The organism is Clostridium chromiireducens (assembly GCF_002029255.1).
GTDB classification, from domain to species: domain Bacteria; phylum Bacillota; class Clostridia; order Clostridiales; family Clostridiaceae; genus Clostridium; species Clostridium chromiireducens.
Genome location: NZ_MZGT01000007.1, coordinates 33,979 through 50,416, shown reverse-complemented (window position 1 = coordinate 50,416; position 16,438 = coordinate 33,979). Strand labels below are relative to the sequence as shown.

Below are 16,438 nucleotides of genomic sequence, written 5' to 3'. Positions count from 1 at the left end.
AATCTAAGGATATAGAGCGTGTGATAGCTATAAAAACTGCACTAGATAATGAGAGGAGTGAAGATAATGAGTAATAATAATGATAAGAAAATAAATAGCAGAATCGACCTAAGCCAATACAACCGTAATCGTAAGGCTAAAGAAGAAGAACCTATACATTTTGAACCGACATATTTATCGAGGCTCTTCCACAAGCCGACTGACGATGACCCAGCAGAGCGTCAGAAAGCAAGAGAAGCTCTATTTCGAAGCCTCAAAGAGGGTAAGCAAAACCCTAAACCTCCAAGTGGTACATTTACCAAGTAGCCTTTATTTGCAGGAGGTGACACTATGAAATTATCAAACTTAAAATCCTTATCAGCACTAAACAAATTACAGCTATTAAAGACAACAGGTGGCTTAACAATGCTTGCTAACGCTTTAGCAGAGGGACATTCACTCTGTCAAATCGCCGATATAATAGGTGTAACCTCAAAAACTATGTATAAGTGGCAAGCCATTTGTCCCGAAATCGCCGATGAAATCGCACCTTATATGCAAGCAGCTTATCGAATTATATGTGCGTATGACGCTCATAACACTAATATGAAAGGCTATATCCATTCAGCTTACAAAACACCCCTAGAATTGTGGAACAGTGATTATATAAGAAATTACTTCAAGGCTTGGGGCATAACTGGTGACAAATACTACCCTTTATGCTTGAAGTCACTTAAAAATAGAGGCACATATCATTTAAGTAATTATACACTAATTACTTACAGCCGAGTTTCGGCCGATAATAGAATAATCCCATTAGTACCGATAATTTAAGTTTTTAAAGGGAGGTAAAAAATCTATGTTTAAATTTAAGAAATTGATGGCCTGTGCTACATTATGTGCGATTTGCTTAATGACTATAATACCTGCAAGAGCTAGTGCATCCACTTACACAGCAACTCCTGTTTATGCAGTTGCATTGGGTTGCCCGTACCACTTTACATTGAGTGTACAGAACAACAACACCTTAGTAATGAGTGGCAATGCCCCTGATTATTACGGAGCAGGTGTCAGTGTAAAATTAGACCTAATTAAGCCAGTAAATTACACAGATTTTAGTATAGGTAGTGATGGTATAGCTACAGTCGAAAAAAACACAGATATAGATTTAGATAGTCCATATACACGCTTAAAGCTCAAACCCACTATAATGGGGAGTTTAACACATAACCTAACGCTTTCGAGTGCTGTCGCTCCTATAATTACTGCCACTGACACAGATGGTAAAAGCGTGCTTACTTATGATTTACCTAATGTGCCTAAACTCTCACTCGCAGGTGTATCCGATGGAATTTATAATATCAGATTAAGCTTTAGCATTAATCCATCTTATGGCTACTTGTACTGTGATGAGATATTAATTGTAGTGCAATCAGGCAAGGCGGCCATACAGGTACTGCCAACTTATGTACGCTATACTGATATTGGTGATGCTACTGGGATTTACACAGGGTACAGCCTATATAAATGGGATGTAAGACCGGCAATTACTATTGCTGACGAAGAAAAATGGTTACTCTCACAATAAGCCGTTTCAAGCTCTTTGAAAATGTTAGGTATACAAATACACCAAAAACAATTCAAATAACCCTCCAATGCTCTTACAGGAGCTTTAAGATATGAAGTACAACTAAAGTTGTACTTCTATTTTTATGCCCAAAATAACTTTCTAAACCTAATTAAGGTAGGTTTTATCTGATAGTATATCATAACAACATAAAAATATATGAGTTTCCATGCACACGCACAGCGTGTTCATGTGCGATAATCAAACTTTTAAATTTTTAGATTTGAAATAATGCCCCATGTACACGCTCTGCGTGTACATATACGATGGTCAAACTTCTAAATTTTTAGATTTGAAATAATTCCTCATGTACACGCTCTGCGTGTGCATGAGGAAATGACTTTACACAAGCACGCTCAGCGTGTTACGATAAGGTTTATAGTATGCAAAAGGAGTGATTATAATAGCTACAGGAGCGACATTAAGAGCTGTACGCAAAAAGATAGGCTTAAAACAGTACGAGCTGGCGGAAAAGTACAAAATATCTGTTCGTACTCTACAGGATTGGGAATTGGAGGTCAGAGTGCCACCTAATTACATATTAAATTTATTGCTAACTAACATAGCTCTTGACTTTGGGGTAGACGAAGCTACAAGGGATGCAGTTCGCCTTGCTAGGCAAACCCTTGAAAGCGAGGATTAAACAATAGTAACCCACGAATTTCCGTGGGTTACTTTAATTTAATGTAGTTTTATCCGATGGATACAAGCATTTGAGACCTAAACCACTTATTTTTAAAAAAAATATTTTTAGTTTAAATCATATGTTTTTGAGAAGAACTTCTCGTTATTGCAAGCAGAGTGTACAAATATGTACTAAAATGTACACCTATTGACGCTTATACTACTTAGAGTTATACTTAGTATATAAATTAAAGGAGGTGCTAAGTATGGAAATTATAGCTGAAAAAGCTATGGCTAAAGCAAAGACTGGCGAAGTTGTAGAATGTAAAGTTGTGCTAGCTCACGTTGCTGGTGGTAAGCAGATACAATACATTGATAATTACGGCAAGGTAATCCGTACTGAAAAGCTTAGTAGGTCACCTTATAGATTTCAAGTCAACCCTGATAAGTATAAAAAGTAAGTAAATAACTGATTCAAGATAACTGATTTAAGAATTAAAATGTTTGTTGATACGGTCTCTGATTCGAATAGTATAAAAATCAAACTATTATAGGAGGTCAACAAAATGATTACAAAACAGAACTTAGAGCAAATGTTAAATCTACTTAATGTCACTACATTAGAGAAAATAGATTCTAATTGTCGCAAAAACAATTACACCTTTGGACAGCAGACAATGCTAAAGTATTCACCTGAGGCACTCGTTGAATATGCCTGTGCAATCTATCGCTACATACTTCCTCATTTTGATACTACAGGTATTACGGAGGAAGAATATATAACCAAGTGGACTGCACCGCATATTAAAGCTATGGAGCTAATTGCATCTAAAGATTGTATGCTCACTCTTAGTGATATTGTAGCTACTCCTGAACCAGCACCCGAGGGGTACAGCCTTGAAAAAGACGTGTACAGCGAAATATCTGCATATATAGATAATCATAGAAAAGGTGCTGAATGGTATTTCTTTGAAGGCATTAATGATTTTTTAACTAACTCGCACTCTCCGTTACGATGGGATACCGTGACTGATAAGAGAATAATTAATTTAGTAGATGAGGTTGACAGTATAAGAGATGCGTGTAATAAAGAGCTTGACACTTTTATCAGTAAGGAGTTAAAACCTTATATACAGCTTATACAAGAGCGTTTAGCTTACTATAAGATTAAACCTAAAACTATAGCTGCATTAAAAGTTAGTAAAGACCAAATTCCACCATTAGATTGGGCCGAAATATCCCAAGCACTTGAAGACAAAATAATTACTGAAAATACTCGTAAGTTAATCACAGCAACCCTAAAAGCTTTTAGGGTTGCTGCAAAAACTAAAAAAGCTAAGAAACCAGTAGGTGCTAGACTAGACCCATCTATTGTAGTTGACGCAAACGAAGTATTTATTAGAGAATTTATATCAAAGCTTGGGGTTGCTTATGCAGTACCTGTGGTTAAGAAACTCGAAGAACCACCTACTACAGAGGAAATACTGGATGACATTTATAGTATTATAGATGGTTTAAATCTTGCACATACACAAGGTACAAGTATGGATGCTATTGAAACACAGCAGAAAGATATTAAAAATTGGTACTCTGATTTTAGTAACATAGCTAAACCATTGGTGGCCTGCTTAGATATAGCCCTAAATAAGCTATCTCCTGAGTCAGTTCTATCCGACGAAGCTTTGAGTCACGGTGCCATTAAGGGTATGCTTGCCTTCGCTGCGACTCTTAGACCAAAGGTATTGTATAAGCTTAATGCTAATATACTCGATTATGTAGAGCTATCGAAAGAGCTACATCATCAAATACAGGTTCAAACTGGTTACTATACAGACGCAGAACCACTACCGAATGTTGAACCTATAAGCAAGGTGCAACTGATAGATAGTATTAATAAAGGTACCGCTCCTATATTACCGAGCTTATTTGACCTAACAAAACCTATACAAGAGGTTTTAGACTCTATTAAAGCAAATGTTGTAACCACTGAAACAGTAGAAGTTTTATCCGAAGAAGATGTTCAATCCATAATACCTATGTTAGTGCCTATAACTGATTATACAATCAGAGAAATGGCTAATATGCTTACGGGACAGTCCTCAAAACCATATATTGCTGACGGTGATTTAATAATACACACTACTGAAACTGGCAAGTATCTAAAAGTAGAGCCTACGATAAGGGACGACCAATATGCTGAATATCAATTTAAAGCATATAATTGGAATACTCTTAATGCTCACATACACAGCCTACAACAGTTATTAGCTAAGACACCAGAGTATATCAAGTGGCAAACAGAACCTGAACCTATACTTGGACCAGAACAGGATTACAAGCCACTACCCAAGGATTATAGCTATAAGCTACTACCTAAGGTTGCAGAACTCCGCAAAACTGCTATAAAAGAAGCTGAGGAACTATACGAATATCTACTTGGTATGGCAAATATTGCGTTTGACAAAGAAGATGAAACAGCTTTGGAAGCTATAAGAGATATTACAAGAGTGCATTATTATAAAGATTTTATTCGCATCGTAGGACATCGTTTAGCATCATGGGTTTATGAACCAGAAGAATATAGGTTAATCAGTAGTCCACCATTAGATGCAAATGGATATGAAATTGATTACGAGCCGAACCACATTAATGGTATCCGCTACGACAACAGGCGTGTAAACCTAAAAATCGAACTCAAACAAGTTAATTTGGACTTACGTAGTACCAGTAGACCAGTGAACTATAATGGTCAACCTTATGCTACTACTCAAAAGTATTGTACTGCCTTTGGTCTGAGCTATGCTTATCTTAATTTTAATTTAAACAAGTTAAAACCGGGTGAAACTTACAATCATAAAAACAGGGATTACTGCTTAGGTGCTGATGGATGTCAGTATATAGCTGTTGATACAGTGGCTAAAGTTCCGCAACTCACTTACAATGGTAAGAGCTATACAACACCGAAAGAATTTGCAGCCGATTTAGGACTTAATTACACAAATATACGCCAAGGACTGCATAGAGCAAAAAACAATACTAAACCTAAAACTAAGTATAAATACAAAGAAAAAGGTAAAACATACACTTTTTATCTGGATGAAAATTATAATGTGACAAGCATAGTATAATATAGCTAATCCTATGATTAATAATCATAGGATTTCTGATTTTTATACCTTAAAAAGCAGTAAAAACCACCCGTGGATTTATGGTAGTAACTATTTACTTTTAGTTATTTTTCTTTTTAGCTTTAAAAACCTCAAAAAATGAGCTGAAACATCCTATGTTATAGGGGCTAACACCGAAAATGTCACATAGTATAGGTTATTATATATATACATAAGTTTTTAACTTTTTTTATGTTATACGAATTACGGATTAGCACGAATGACTACTTACTTTTGTAATAGTCAAAATACTCATAAAGTTGATAATAATTGTTATAAGTTGTTGTTAGTTGTAGCTCTTAATTAGTAACTCTAGGATAAATAATCATATGGTTTGTGGTATTATCGCAATAAGTATTGTGTTAAAAATTTATTAAATATACCTATAAATAGTTCTAATTTAAGTCTCTCCGGAATAAGCTTGTAGTAGACTACAAGCAGATGGGGCGGTTCTGTGCTTTTATCAGACCCCAGTATTTATGCCATTTATAGGGATTTTGGAACTGTTCCAAGTCAAGCCACCCATATAATTACAGTCTTTTCACCCCATCATACTCTAAACGCATTGTAAGACCCTCTAAGCGATTTATACCCATTAGAGTATAAATGCTCCAAAACTCCCATTAAAGACCCTCCGCAGTCCTCCTAGTGACAAGTAATCATATAATTTTACCAATCCCAGAACTCCGTTCTAATTATGTGGGATTTATAAATCCATATATGGACTGTCATCACACGAAGTGTGATGACTATGACGCAGAGCAGTTTTATTGGTGGGTTTACCTTTGACTGTAAGAGTATTATAATTTTTGCCTACTAACTGCTAATTTATTATTAATATTTAATGTAGAACAGTTCTAAATGTGGCCTTGACCCATCTATTCAACAACTTCCCTATTCCATAGTGTTTCCCTTGTCATCTTTTATTTGACGCTAGTGTTATACCCAGTGTATCATAATAAATATAATATGATACAAAGGCAAGGTAAGGTTTTAAGGGGGTATATTAATATGAGTAAGAAGAAGAAAACAGTAGCGTGTTACTGTAGAGTTTCAACAAAGAGCGGTCCACAGGCGAGTAGTTTGAACAATCAAGAAAGTTTTTTCAAGGATTTTATCGGTAAAAATGCTAATGATTATAAACTGCATAAGATATACGCAGACCACGGTATTTCAGGAACATTACTACATAGAGAAAATTTTGAGAAGATGCTTATAGATGCAGGTTTAGATATAAAGGAATATGATTATACAGTGAAGAAATTAACAACTGTATCAGACAAGGCAGAAACAAAAGAAATCAAGGTAAATTACAAAGAGTATACATTTTTAGTAAGTGATAGAGAGCCAAAGTTTAATGAGATTTTAGTGCGTAATACAAGCCGTTTCAGCAGAAATGTTTTAATAGCTGATGTACTCAGAAAGCTCCGAGAAAAAGAAGTATATGTAAGATTTTTAGACATAGATAAAACAACAGAGAATAAAGCAGATATTTCGATAATACAACTATTCCAAAACTTTGACGAGCTGTTTTCTCGTGACCTTAGTCGTAAGGTTAAGGCTGGTAATGAACGCTCAATAGCTAATAAGACTGTCCGAAGTACGCCAAGGCTATATGGTTATAAGTATATTAAGCGAAAATCCTTACAGGAGAACAATAAACTAGAAGCTAGACCCATAGAAGATAATGTTGTGCGTAGTATTTATCGGCTGTATGCAGGTTGTATGTCTATATATGATGACGAATTACCCGTGTGTGATTATAAATGTGCTACTTGTACTGTTGAAAGAACAGCTGGTGTAGGTGAAAGAGTAATAAGTAAGTATCTAAAAGAGCATAATATCTACACTAGAAATAAGAAAGAGTTTGGTATAACAACCCTAGGTAATATGCTAAAAAATGAGAAGTATTATGGTTACTTGAACACAGGAAAGTTTGATGCCGGTGAACTATTTAGTGCAAATAAGTCAGTTAAGGTGCGAGATAATTATTTGTTAGAACCCGATACAAATATAGAGGCTATCATATCAAAAGAATTATTTGATTTATGTCAGGAAAAGCGTTCCTCACGCTATGACACTATCAAGGCGAAGGGGCTACCTAGTACGAGCAGTCCATTTGGCGGGCTATTGGTGTGTAGTGTATGTGGTAGTAAGTACCTACACAACAGTGATAGGGGCAGAGGGTTTTATCAGTGCGGATTGAAGAAGCGTAAAGGACTGAGTGCATGTAATTCTGTCAATGTTTCAGATGCTATTATAACCGAATATATGTATAGATTAATGGCTGGTGCTTTATCAGCTGACCTGTATCAAGACAGACAGGCTGTGTTTAAAGCAGTATGTAAATCTATTGCTAATAAGATTGACTACATAGAGCGTAGGCGTGACCCAGAAAAGGTAGAGCAGCTACAAGCCGATAGAGAAAATGCAGATAGTGAATTGAGAGCTTATTATAAGCAACTTATAAAAGAAGAAGAAAAAGGCGAAGACTCTACTACATTACAACGCTTAATAGACGACACTAAGGAAGTTTTATCTGGGATACAGAAGCAACTAGACCGTTATACAAAGAAACCTATTGCATATTTAGATGAGTGTAAAATCCTCAGGGAGTATGCCTATGAGCTTCTCAACACTCCTGATATAAGCTTGGAAGGGCTTACTAAACGCACTTATACAGTCAGTGAGGTACTTAATATAATTAATTGCATTGATGTATATGGTCCAACTAATTATAGTGGAGGTGCAGTTTCAGAACTTTTATTGAAGCCTAGATTAAAAATGCCCGAAATGGTTAAGAATATACTACATATAAAGGAAGATATTTTTTCGAAAGGTGCCGAAGAAGAAAAAACAATGGAGAATTTAGAGAATGTGCACATTATTCCACCTGCTAAACTAAAAGAGAATATAGATGAACTTAGTGCAAAGCTAGAAGTGCTGGAAACACAATACTTCTAGCCACCTTGCCTCCGTAACCAAACATAATTCTTTATGGGGAACCAGGATGCGGTAAAACAATGCTTGCAAAAGCGTTAATATCAATTTTACCAACTTTATCTCAAGAAGAACTAATAGAAATTGCTAAGATTTATAGTGCATGTGGACTCATAACAAAAGCAGCATTTAACAGGCCTTTCAGGGCTCCTCATCATTCAACTACAAAATTAGCTTTAATTGGGGGAGGTAAAGAAATCAAACCCGGTGAAATAACACTGGCACACAATGGAGTGTTGTTTTTAGATGAAATATTAGAATTTAAGAAGGATGTTTTAGAATCGTTAAGGGAGCCATTAGAAGAAAAATATATAAATATCAATAGGCTTAGCGGGAATCATAAAATGCCAGCAGATTTTTTGCTGATAGGAGCATTCAACCCTATTGATAACAATGATGATAAAGATATAAGTGATGATAAATACTATTTTAATACTAGGATTAGAAAATATTCAAGAAAATTTTCGAGTGCATTACTAGATAGAATTGATATTCTGAATTACGTGCCTAGATTAAACTATGATGAAATAAAAAAGGAAAAAGATTCATATGATTCGAAGGTAATGAAAGAAAATGTACTAAGAGCAAGAGAAACCCAAAAAGAAAGATTCAAAAATACCTCATATAAATACAACTCTGAGATAAGAGGTAAGGATGTTTTTGAGATATGCAGAGTCAGTGAAAAATGTTCGGAAATCTTAAAGCACTATTATAATACATCAAATGTGTCATTAAGAGGTTATGGTAAAGTAATAAAATTATCAAGGACGATAGCAGATATTGAAAATAAAGATGAAATTTCAGAGGGGCATATTTTAGAAGCATTTAGTTATAGGAAAAATATTAACGGTGAAATTATTTAGAAAGAGGTATAAAATACATGAATTATGAGTTATGGTTAATACTTATTAATATAACAAATTTTCAAAAAATAAAATTAATTGATAAATATAAAACAGCAGAAAATGTATATAATAATTTTGAAGAGATTCTAATTGAAAATAAGATGGTGGCAAAAAAATTAAAAAATTTTGAAAAAGAATCTTTATATTATGAAGTTTCGAATCTGGAAAAGATATTATTAAAGAAAAATATAGGTTATATTACTTATGCTAATCCTTTATATAGAGAGAAGTTGAGCGGAATTTTAGAATCTCCATTTTTTCTCTTTTATAGGGGAGATATAGATATTATAAATAGAAAATCTATAGGGGTAGTAGGGGCAAGAAAATGCTCAAATTATGGACTAACTGTAACAAAACTCTTGACAAAGGAGCTTATTACTAATAATATAACGCTTATAAGCGGAGGTGCAAGAGGCATTGATTCGATAGCACATAAAACGGCTTTAGAAAGTGATGGATATAACATAGCCGTGTTAGGGTGTGGAATTGATATAGCTTATCCACCAGAAAATAGTGTTTTGTTTTCAAAGATATCAGAAAAGGGAGTAGTAATTTCAGAATTTTTACTTGGTACAGCGCCGTTTAGAGAAAACTTTCCTAGAAGGAATAGGATAATTAGCGGGCTTAGTGACGGAATAATTGTAATAGAAGCTTCTGAAAAAAGTGGATCATTAATAACAGCAAGGCTTGCACATAAGCAAGAAAAGCCAGTTATTGTAGTACCGGGTTCCATATTATATGATGGTGCAAGTGGTTCGAATAAATTGATTAGAGATGGTGCAAGTATTTGCACAGATATAGAAGATTTAAGAGTCTTACTTAGTTTGGAACATGTTAATATTAAACCTATGAACTTTACACCAGAAAAGAGTGAAATATTAGATTTAATAACAGATTCACCAATTCACATAGATGATATTTTTAAAAATACGTCTGTTGATAGAGGAGCTTTGTATGCATTATTGTTTGAGATGCAAATAAAAAGTGAAATAATTTGTTTACCAGGAAATTACTATGTGAAAACAATTTAAAAATGTGTAGGGGGTGAATACTTCATAAATTCTATGAAGTTGTACTATGGGTCAAAAACTTGTAATTGTTGAGTCGCCGGCAAAAGCAAAAACAATCGGCAAATATTTGGGAAAAAATTATATAGTAGAAGCATCAATGGGGCATGTAAGAGATTTACCTAAGAGTAAATTGGGCGTTGATATAGACAATAACTATACTCCTAAGTACATTACAATCAGAGGTAAGGGTGAACTAATTGATAAATTGAGAAAAGCAGCTAAAAAAGCTGAAAAAGTTTATTTGGCAACAGACCCTGATAGAGAAGGAGAAGCTATTTCGTGGCATTTAGCCAATATTTTAAAAATATCCGAAGATGATACATGCAGAATTGTATTTAATGAGGTTACGAAAACTGCTGTTAAAGCATCAATAAAAGAAGCAAGAAAAATTGATTTGGATTTAGTTGATGCGCAGCAAGCAAGAAGAGTATTGGATAGGCTTGTTGGTTATGAAATCAGCCCGATTTTATGGAAAAATGTGAAATGGGGCCTTAGTGCAGGTAGAGTACAATCAGCTGCTCTAAAATTAATATGTGATAGAGAAAAAGAAATAAACGAATTCATTCCAAAAGAGTATTGGTCTATAGATTGTGTACTAAGAAAAGAAAAAAAGAAATTTCCTATAAGACTTTCGGCTTATAAAGGAAAAAAGATTGAAATTGAAAATGAAGAAACATCAAACTCGATAATAAAAGAATTGGAAGGCGGCAGCTTTATTGTAAAAGCGATAAAAAAAGGTAAAAAAAGTAGAAATCCGCTTCCACCTTTTACAACAAGTACATTGCAACAAGATGCAAATAGAAAATTGAATTTTATGACCAAGAGGACTATGTCTATAGCTCAAGGCCTTTATGAAGGGGTAGAAGTGAAAGGCCATGGGACAGTTGGGTTAATAACATATATGAGAACTGATTCTGTAAGAATCTCTGAAGAAGCACAAGGGAATGCTAAAGAATTTATAGAAAATACTTATGGAAAAGAATATTTACCAAGTTCACCTAGAATATATAAAGGGAAAAAGAATATTCAAGATGCCCATGAAGCAATAAGACCTACGTATGTAGAAATTACTCCAGAAGTAGCAAAGGAAAACTTAACTGCAGAACAATATAAATTATATTCATTAATATGGAACAGATTTATAGCGAGTCAAATGGCATCATGTGAACTTGATACAAATTCAATAGATATAATAAATGGAGATTATAAATTTAAAGCATCGGGATCAGTAATTTCTTTTGATGGTTTTATGAAGATATATGAATATTCTAATGAAGATGATGAAAACTCAGTGCTATTACCAGAATTAGAGGAAAATGAGGAACTTAATACAGAAACGCTTCAAGGAACTCAACATTTCACTCAACCGCATCCTCGATATACTGAAGCATCATTTGTTAAGTTGATGGAGGAAAAAGGTATTGGTAGACCAAGTACCTACGTACCGACTATTTCAACTCTTCTAGGAAGAAATTATGTAGTAAGAGAAAAGAAAAATTTTATTCCAACAGAACTAGGTGAGATAGTAAATAATATTATAAACGAATATTTTAAACAAATAGCAGACACTGATTTTACAGCTGATATGGAAAGAAAACTCGATGATGTAGAAGAAGGAAAAGAAGAGTGGACCAAAATAGTTGCAGAGTTTTTTGATCCTTTAAGAATCGCTATTGAGAAAGCTGAAAAGGAAATATCAAAAGTTGTAATCGAAGATAAAGTAAGTGATGTAAAATGTGAAAAGTGTGGCCGTATGATGGTTATTAAAAGAGGTAGGTATGGTGAATTCTTAGCTTGTCCTGGATATCCGGAGTGCCAAAATGCTAAGCCAATAGTTGAAGAGTTAGATGTACCTTGTCCGGAATGTGGTAAAGCTATAGTAGCAAAGAAGAGTAAAAAAGGTAAAAAATTCTTTGGATGTGTAGGATATCCAGAATGTAAATTTGTGAGTTGGCATGAGCCTGTAAAAGAAAAGTGTCCTAACTGTAATTCGTATATGGTTTTGAAATACTCTAAAACAAAAGGAAATTATGTACAATGTTCTAACAGCGAATGTAATTATAAAGAAGAAGTAAAAAAAGATTCAACAGATGATAAATAGAGACAAATATATTGATGTGGAATTAATAAAATAGTAATACTATTTGTCGAATTAAACCAAAAGAGTGTTGAAATGAAGAATTTTATATGATAAACTAGTCTTAATCGCAGCTTGTAGAAAATTCAATAAATTAAGAATATTCTAACAATAATAAGTGTTTAATTCAAATAAATGTTGTTATTCAGTTGCCAAGGAGGATAATAGTATGTCATCATTATTAAGTAAAACTAGAATGTTAAATAAGATTCTACAGAAGTCTGGTACTGAACCTGTAGCATTTCAAGATATATGTACATTATTAAGTGAGGTTCTTGAATGTAATGTATACATAATCAGTAAAAAAGGGAAAGTGCTAGGATATACTTTTGGTAAAGATTTTGAATGTGAAGCTATGAAAAAGAAAGTAATTGAAGATAAGAAGTTCCCTGAAGATTATAACAAGACATTGTTAGATGTTAACGATACTTTATCTAATCTTCCTAATGAAGGTAGATGTGTGTTTCAAGAAATAGGGAAATGCAAAAAAGTAGATAAATTATCAACTATAGTTCCTATCATAGGAAGCAGGGAGAGACTCGGCACACTAATATTAGCTAGATTTGGAAATCCGTTTACAGATGATGATTTAGTATTAGTTGAATACAGTGCAACTATTGTTGGAATGGAAATGCTTAGAGCTATGCAGGATGAGATTGCAGAAGAAACAAGAAAGAAAGCAGTAGTTCAATTAGCTATAGGAACTCTTTCGTATTCTGAATTAGAAGCTGTTGAGCATATATTTGATGAATTAAATGGAAATGAAGGATTGTTAGTAGCTTCTAAAATAGCAGATAAAGTTGGCATAACAAGAAGTGTTATTGTTAATGCATTAAGAAAGTTTGAAAGTGCTGGTGTTATCGAATCTAGATCACTAGGCATGAAAGGAACCTATATTAGAATATTAAATGAGAAATTATTAGAAGAATTGAAAAAGATTAAATAATCATTGATAAATAGCTATAAGTTGAACAAACTTATAGCTATTTTAGTTTACAAAAAGTACTCTTTTAATCAATTTATTAAAAGGAATTTATTAGTTAATGTATAAAAATTAATTACTTTGACAAAACTTTAAAATGAATTGATACAAAGGATATTTATTAATATACATTTATTATAATGTCTTATGTTTTATGTTTATAAAGTATGTAACTAGGCATTTTATAGTATTACTGCATTGTTCTTGGTATACAATTTCGATTGTGTTTTGAACATATAAGTCATTTATATGTCTAAAATAAAAAATTTTTGTTGATACGTTAAATACCTTATGATATACTACTTAAGGTAAGAAATACACACACTATCCAATTTATAGATTAGGTGCCCTTAATTTGAGGGAATTCTATAAGCTAAAGATAGTGGAGGTAAAAACCAAGGAGGTAACAAAATGTCAGTAATATCAATGAAACAATTATTAGAAGCAGGTGTACATTTCGGACACCAAACTAGAAGATGGAACCCTAAGATGGCTCCTTATATCTTCACAGAAAGAAATGGGATCTATATCATAGATCTTCAAAAAACAGTTAAGAAGGCAGAAGAAGCTTATAACTTTATTAAGCAAGTATCTGAAGAAGGAAAAGATATACTTTTTGTTGGAACTAAGAAACAAGCTCAAGAAGCAATTCAAGATGAAGCAATAAGAAGTAACATGCATTTCGTAAATAACAGATGGTTAGGTGGAATGTTAACAAACTTCTCAACTATAAAAGGTAGAATAAGAAAATTAGAACAAATCGAAAAAATGCAAGAAGATGGAACTTTCGATGTTCTTCCTAAGAAAGAAGTTATTAAACTTAAGGGAGATATGGAAAAACTTCAAAAAAATCTTGGTGGTATCAGAAACTTAGATGCTTCAAATGTTGGAGCAATGTTCATTGTTGATCCAAGAAAAGAAAAGAATGCTATCTTAGAAGCTAAGATTTTAGGAATACCAGTAGTTGCTATAGTAGATACTAACTGTGATCCAGAAGAAGTTGATTATGTAATCCCAGGTAATGATGATGCTATCAGAGCTGTTAAATTAATAACTGCAAAAATGGCTGATGCTATTATAGAAGCAAGACAAGGTGAACAATTAGCTGAATAGTTTAAATAAAAAGGGTAAGTGATATCTCTTCAATTACCCTTTTATTAGATGTTAGAGATTACCTTATAATAGAGGAGGAATTTAAATTATGGCAAATATAACTGCACAATTAGTTAAAGAACTAAGAGAAATGACTGGAGCAAAAATGATGGATTGTAAAAAGGCTCTAGTTGAAACAGACGGAAATATTGAAAAGGCTATTGAATTTCTAAGAGAAAAAGGACTTGCGGATGCAGCTAAGAAATCAGGTAGAGTTGCTGCTGAAGGTATAGTTAAAACATATATTTCAGAAGATAAGAAAAGTGGAGCAGTTCTTGAATTTAACTGTGAAACAGATTTCGTTGCTGCAAATGAAGAATTCGTTGCATTTGCTGAAAAATCAGCTAAAATGGTAGTTGAAACTTCAGTTTCAACAGTAGAAGAACTTCTTAACGAAAAGTTTGATGGAGAAGCTACAATTTCTGATAGCTTAAAAGCTTTAATAGCTAAACTTGGTGAAAACATGACAGTAAGAAGATTCACTAAATTCTCAGTTGAAAACGGAATAGTTAAGAGCTATATCCATGGTGGCGGAAGAATCGGAGTTTTAGTAGAAGTTACTTGTGACAAAGATTCAGAAGTTCTTGATGAAGTTGCTAAAGAAGTTTGTATGCAAATTGCTGCAGCAAATCCATTATTCTTATCAAAAGATGATGTTGATACAGAATCTTTAGATAAAGAAAAAGAAATTTACAGAGTTCAAGCTTTAAATGAAGGAAAGCCAGAAAATATCGTTGAAAAAATGGTAATAGGAAGAATTCAAAAATACTTTAAAGAAGTTTGTCTTTTAGAACAACCATGGGTTAAAGATAGTGATAAATCAATCACTAAATTTATAGAAGAGAAATCTAAAGAGGTTGGTTCTCCAATTAAAGTAACTAAATTCGTAAGATACGAAAGAGGAGAAGGAATCGAAGTTGAAAAGGTAGACTTTGCTGAAGAAGTTGCAAGACAAATCGGTAAATAGTCTAGACCTAAAGAGAACACTTTGTGTTCTCTTTTTTTAAGAAATAAAGTAAATAGCTTGAAAGAGGTTTTCAGATAATCCTTAAAAGATTCAGGAGGTAATTATAAATGGCAGAGTGTAAATACAAGAGAGTAATTCTAAAACTTTCAGGAGAAGCATTAGCGGGTGTTAGTGGATTTGGACTTGATTTTAATGTAGCTAAGAGAATAGCGCTTGAAATTAAAGAATTAATTGATATGGGTGTTGAAGTAGGGGCTGTAGTAGGCGGCGGAAACATTTGGAGAGGAAGAAGTGGGGAAGGTATGGACAGAACCACTGCAGATTACATGGGAATGATGGCAACTTGCATAAATGCATTAGCACTTCAAGATTCATTAGAGCAAGTAGGCGTTAAGACAAGAGTGCAGACTGCAATTGAAATGAAGGAAATTGCAGAACCGTTCATTAGAAGAAGAGCGATGAGACACTTAGAAAAAGGAAGAGTTGTAATCTTTGCTGCTGGAACAGGAAATCCGTATTTTTCAACAGATACTACTGCTGCACTCCGAGCCGCTGAAATTGAAGCTGATGTAATTCTTTTAGCTAAAAAGGTTGATGGAGTTTATGATAAAGATCCACATAAGTATTCAGATGCTACAAAATATGATACACTATCATATATAGAAGTATTAGAACAAGGATTACAAGTAATGGATTCTACAGCGACTTCATTATGTATGGATAATGAAATCCCAATTCTTGTATTTGGATTAGATGAGCCAGGAAATATTAAGAGAGCAATGTATGGTGAAAGTATAGGTACATTAGTAAAAAAGAAATAGGAGGAAA

The 16,438-nt window shown here is 33.5% G+C and carries 12 protein-coding genes and 2 pseudogenes; all 14 read left to right on the top strand.

Going from position 1 to position 16,438, the window contains the following annotated elements; translation table 11 throughout:
• Positions 1 to 66: 66 nt before the first annotated feature.
• The 14 genes and pseudogenes from CLCHR_RS03475 (at position 67) to pyrH (ending at position 16,431) form a co-directional block, all read left to right on the top strand.
• Positions 67 to 306, top strand: coding sequence for a hypothetical protein (locus tag CLCHR_RS03475; protein WP_079438294.1), 240 nt, complete (start codon positions 67 to 69; stop codon positions 304 to 306).
• Between the two features lie 24 nt (positions 307 to 330).
• Entirely contained in the window at positions 331 to 813 is a 483-nt protein-coding gene (locus CLCHR_RS03470; protein ID WP_079438293.1) for a hypothetical protein, read from the top strand.
• A 25-nt stretch (positions 814 to 838) separates the two neighbouring features.
• Complete coding sequence (locus CLCHR_RS03465; RefSeq protein WP_079438292.1) at positions 839 to 1,567, top strand: hypothetical protein; 729 nt, start codon at positions 839 to 841, stop codon at positions 1,565 to 1,567.
• Positions 1,568 to 2,000: 433 nt separating this feature from the next.
• A pseudogene (locus CLCHR_RS25635) lies at positions 2,001 to 2,123 on the top strand (helix-turn-helix domain-containing protein); the annotation flags it as partial.
• 373 nt (positions 2,124 to 2,496) lie between these two features.
• Positions 2,497 to 2,691 carry a hypothetical protein gene (locus tag CLCHR_RS03455; protein WP_079438290.1) on the top strand — a complete coding sequence of 65 codons (195 nt, stop codon included), beginning with the start codon at positions 2,497 to 2,499 and terminating at the stop codon, positions 2,689 to 2,691.
• 378 nt (positions 2,692 to 3,069) lie between these two features.
• Positions 3,070 to 5,358: a hypothetical protein gene (locus tag CLCHR_RS03450; protein ID WP_139376205.1), complete on the top strand. Its 2,289-nt coding sequence runs from the start codon at positions 3,070 to 3,072 to the stop codon at positions 5,356 to 5,358.
• A gap of 1,050 nt (positions 5,359 to 6,408) precedes the next feature.
• Positions 6,409 to 8,361: a recombinase family protein gene (locus CLCHR_RS03445; protein ID WP_169896755.1), complete on the top strand. Its 1,953-nt coding sequence runs from the start codon at positions 6,409 to 6,411 to the stop codon at positions 8,359 to 8,361.
• A gap of 20 nt (positions 8,362 to 8,381) precedes the next feature.
• Positions 8,382 to 9,260, top strand: a pseudogene (locus tag CLCHR_RS03440) (ATP-binding protein); the annotation flags it as partial.
• Between the two features lie 17 nt (positions 9,261 to 9,277).
• On the top strand, positions 9,278 to 10,333 hold the full coding sequence (dprA, locus tag CLCHR_RS03435) for a DNA-processing protein DprA (protein WP_079438286.1): 1,056 nt from the start codon (positions 9,278 to 9,280) through the stop codon (positions 10,331 to 10,333).
• 46 nt (positions 10,334 to 10,379) lie between these two features.
• The gene (gene topA, locus CLCHR_RS03430) at positions 10,380 to 12,473 is read left to right on the top strand and encodes a type I DNA topoisomerase (RefSeq protein ID WP_079438285.1); all 2,094 of its coding nucleotides are present in this window, start codon (positions 10,380 to 10,382) and stop codon (positions 12,471 to 12,473) included.
• 205 nt (positions 12,474 to 12,678) lie between these two features.
• Entirely contained in the window at positions 12,679 to 13,455 is a 777-nt protein-coding gene (gene codY / locus CLCHR_RS03425; RefSeq protein WP_079438284.1) for a GTP-sensing pleiotropic transcriptional regulator CodY, read from the top strand.
• 447 nt (positions 13,456 to 13,902) lie between these two features.
• Positions 13,903 to 14,604: a 30S ribosomal protein S2 gene (gene rpsB, locus CLCHR_RS03420; protein ID WP_079438283.1), complete on the top strand. Its 702-nt coding sequence runs from the start codon at positions 13,903 to 13,905 to the stop codon at positions 14,602 to 14,604.
• A gap of 88 nt (positions 14,605 to 14,692) precedes the next feature.
• Positions 14,693 to 15,610 carry a translation elongation factor Ts gene (tsf, locus tag CLCHR_RS03415; RefSeq protein ID WP_079438282.1) on the top strand — a complete coding sequence of 306 codons (918 nt, stop codon included), beginning with the start codon at positions 14,693 to 14,695 and terminating at the stop codon, positions 15,608 to 15,610.
• A gap of 107 nt (positions 15,611 to 15,717) precedes the next feature.
• A complete protein-coding gene (gene pyrH / locus CLCHR_RS03410) occupies positions 15,718 to 16,431 on the top strand; it encodes a UMP kinase (protein ID WP_079438281.1) in 714 nt (237 codons plus the stop codon).
• The last annotated feature ends 7 nt before the right edge of the window (positions 16,432 to 16,438 follow it).

Excerpts from the sequence above, each read along its gene's own strand:
- codY (WP_079438284.1), top strand. The coding sequence starts at position 12,679 with ATGTCATCATTATTAAGTAAAACTAGAATGTTAAATAAGATTCTACAG.
- CLCHR_RS03470 (WP_079438293.1), top strand. The coding sequence starts at position 331 with ATGAAATTATCAAACTTAAAATCCTTATCAGCACTAAACAAATTACAG.
- CLCHR_RS03475 (WP_079438294.1), top strand. The coding sequence starts at position 67 with ATGAGTAATAATAATGATAAGAAAATAAATAGCAGAATCGACCTAAGC.
- tsf (WP_079438282.1), top strand. The coding sequence starts at position 14,693 with ATGGCAAATATAACTGCACAATTAGTTAAAGAACTAAGAGAAATGACT.
- CLCHR_RS03450 (WP_139376205.1), top strand. The coding sequence starts at position 3,070 with ATGCTCACTCTTAGTGATATTGTAGCTACTCCTGAACCAGCACCCGAG.
- CLCHR_RS03465 (WP_079438292.1), top strand. The coding sequence starts at position 839 with ATGTTTAAATTTAAGAAATTGATGGCCTGTGCTACATTATGTGCGATT.
- topA (WP_079438285.1), top strand. The coding sequence starts at position 10,380 with ATGGGTCAAAAACTTGTAATTGTTGAGTCGCCGGCAAAAGCAAAAACA.
- CLCHR_RS03455 (WP_079438290.1), top strand. The coding sequence starts at position 2,497 with ATGGAAATTATAGCTGAAAAAGCTATGGCTAAAGCAAAGACTGGCGAA.
- dprA (WP_079438286.1), top strand. The coding sequence starts at position 9,278 with ATGAATTATGAGTTATGGTTAATACTTATTAATATAACAAATTTTCAA.
- CLCHR_RS03445 (WP_169896755.1), top strand. The coding sequence starts at position 6,409 with ATGAGTAAGAAGAAGAAAACAGTAGCGTGTTACTGTAGAGTTTCAACA.
- rpsB (WP_079438283.1), top strand. The coding sequence starts at position 13,903 with ATGTCAGTAATATCAATGAAACAATTATTAGAAGCAGGTGTACATTTC.
- pyrH (WP_079438281.1), top strand. The coding sequence starts at position 15,718 with ATGGCAGAGTGTAAATACAAGAGAGTAATTCTAAAACTTTCAGGAGAA.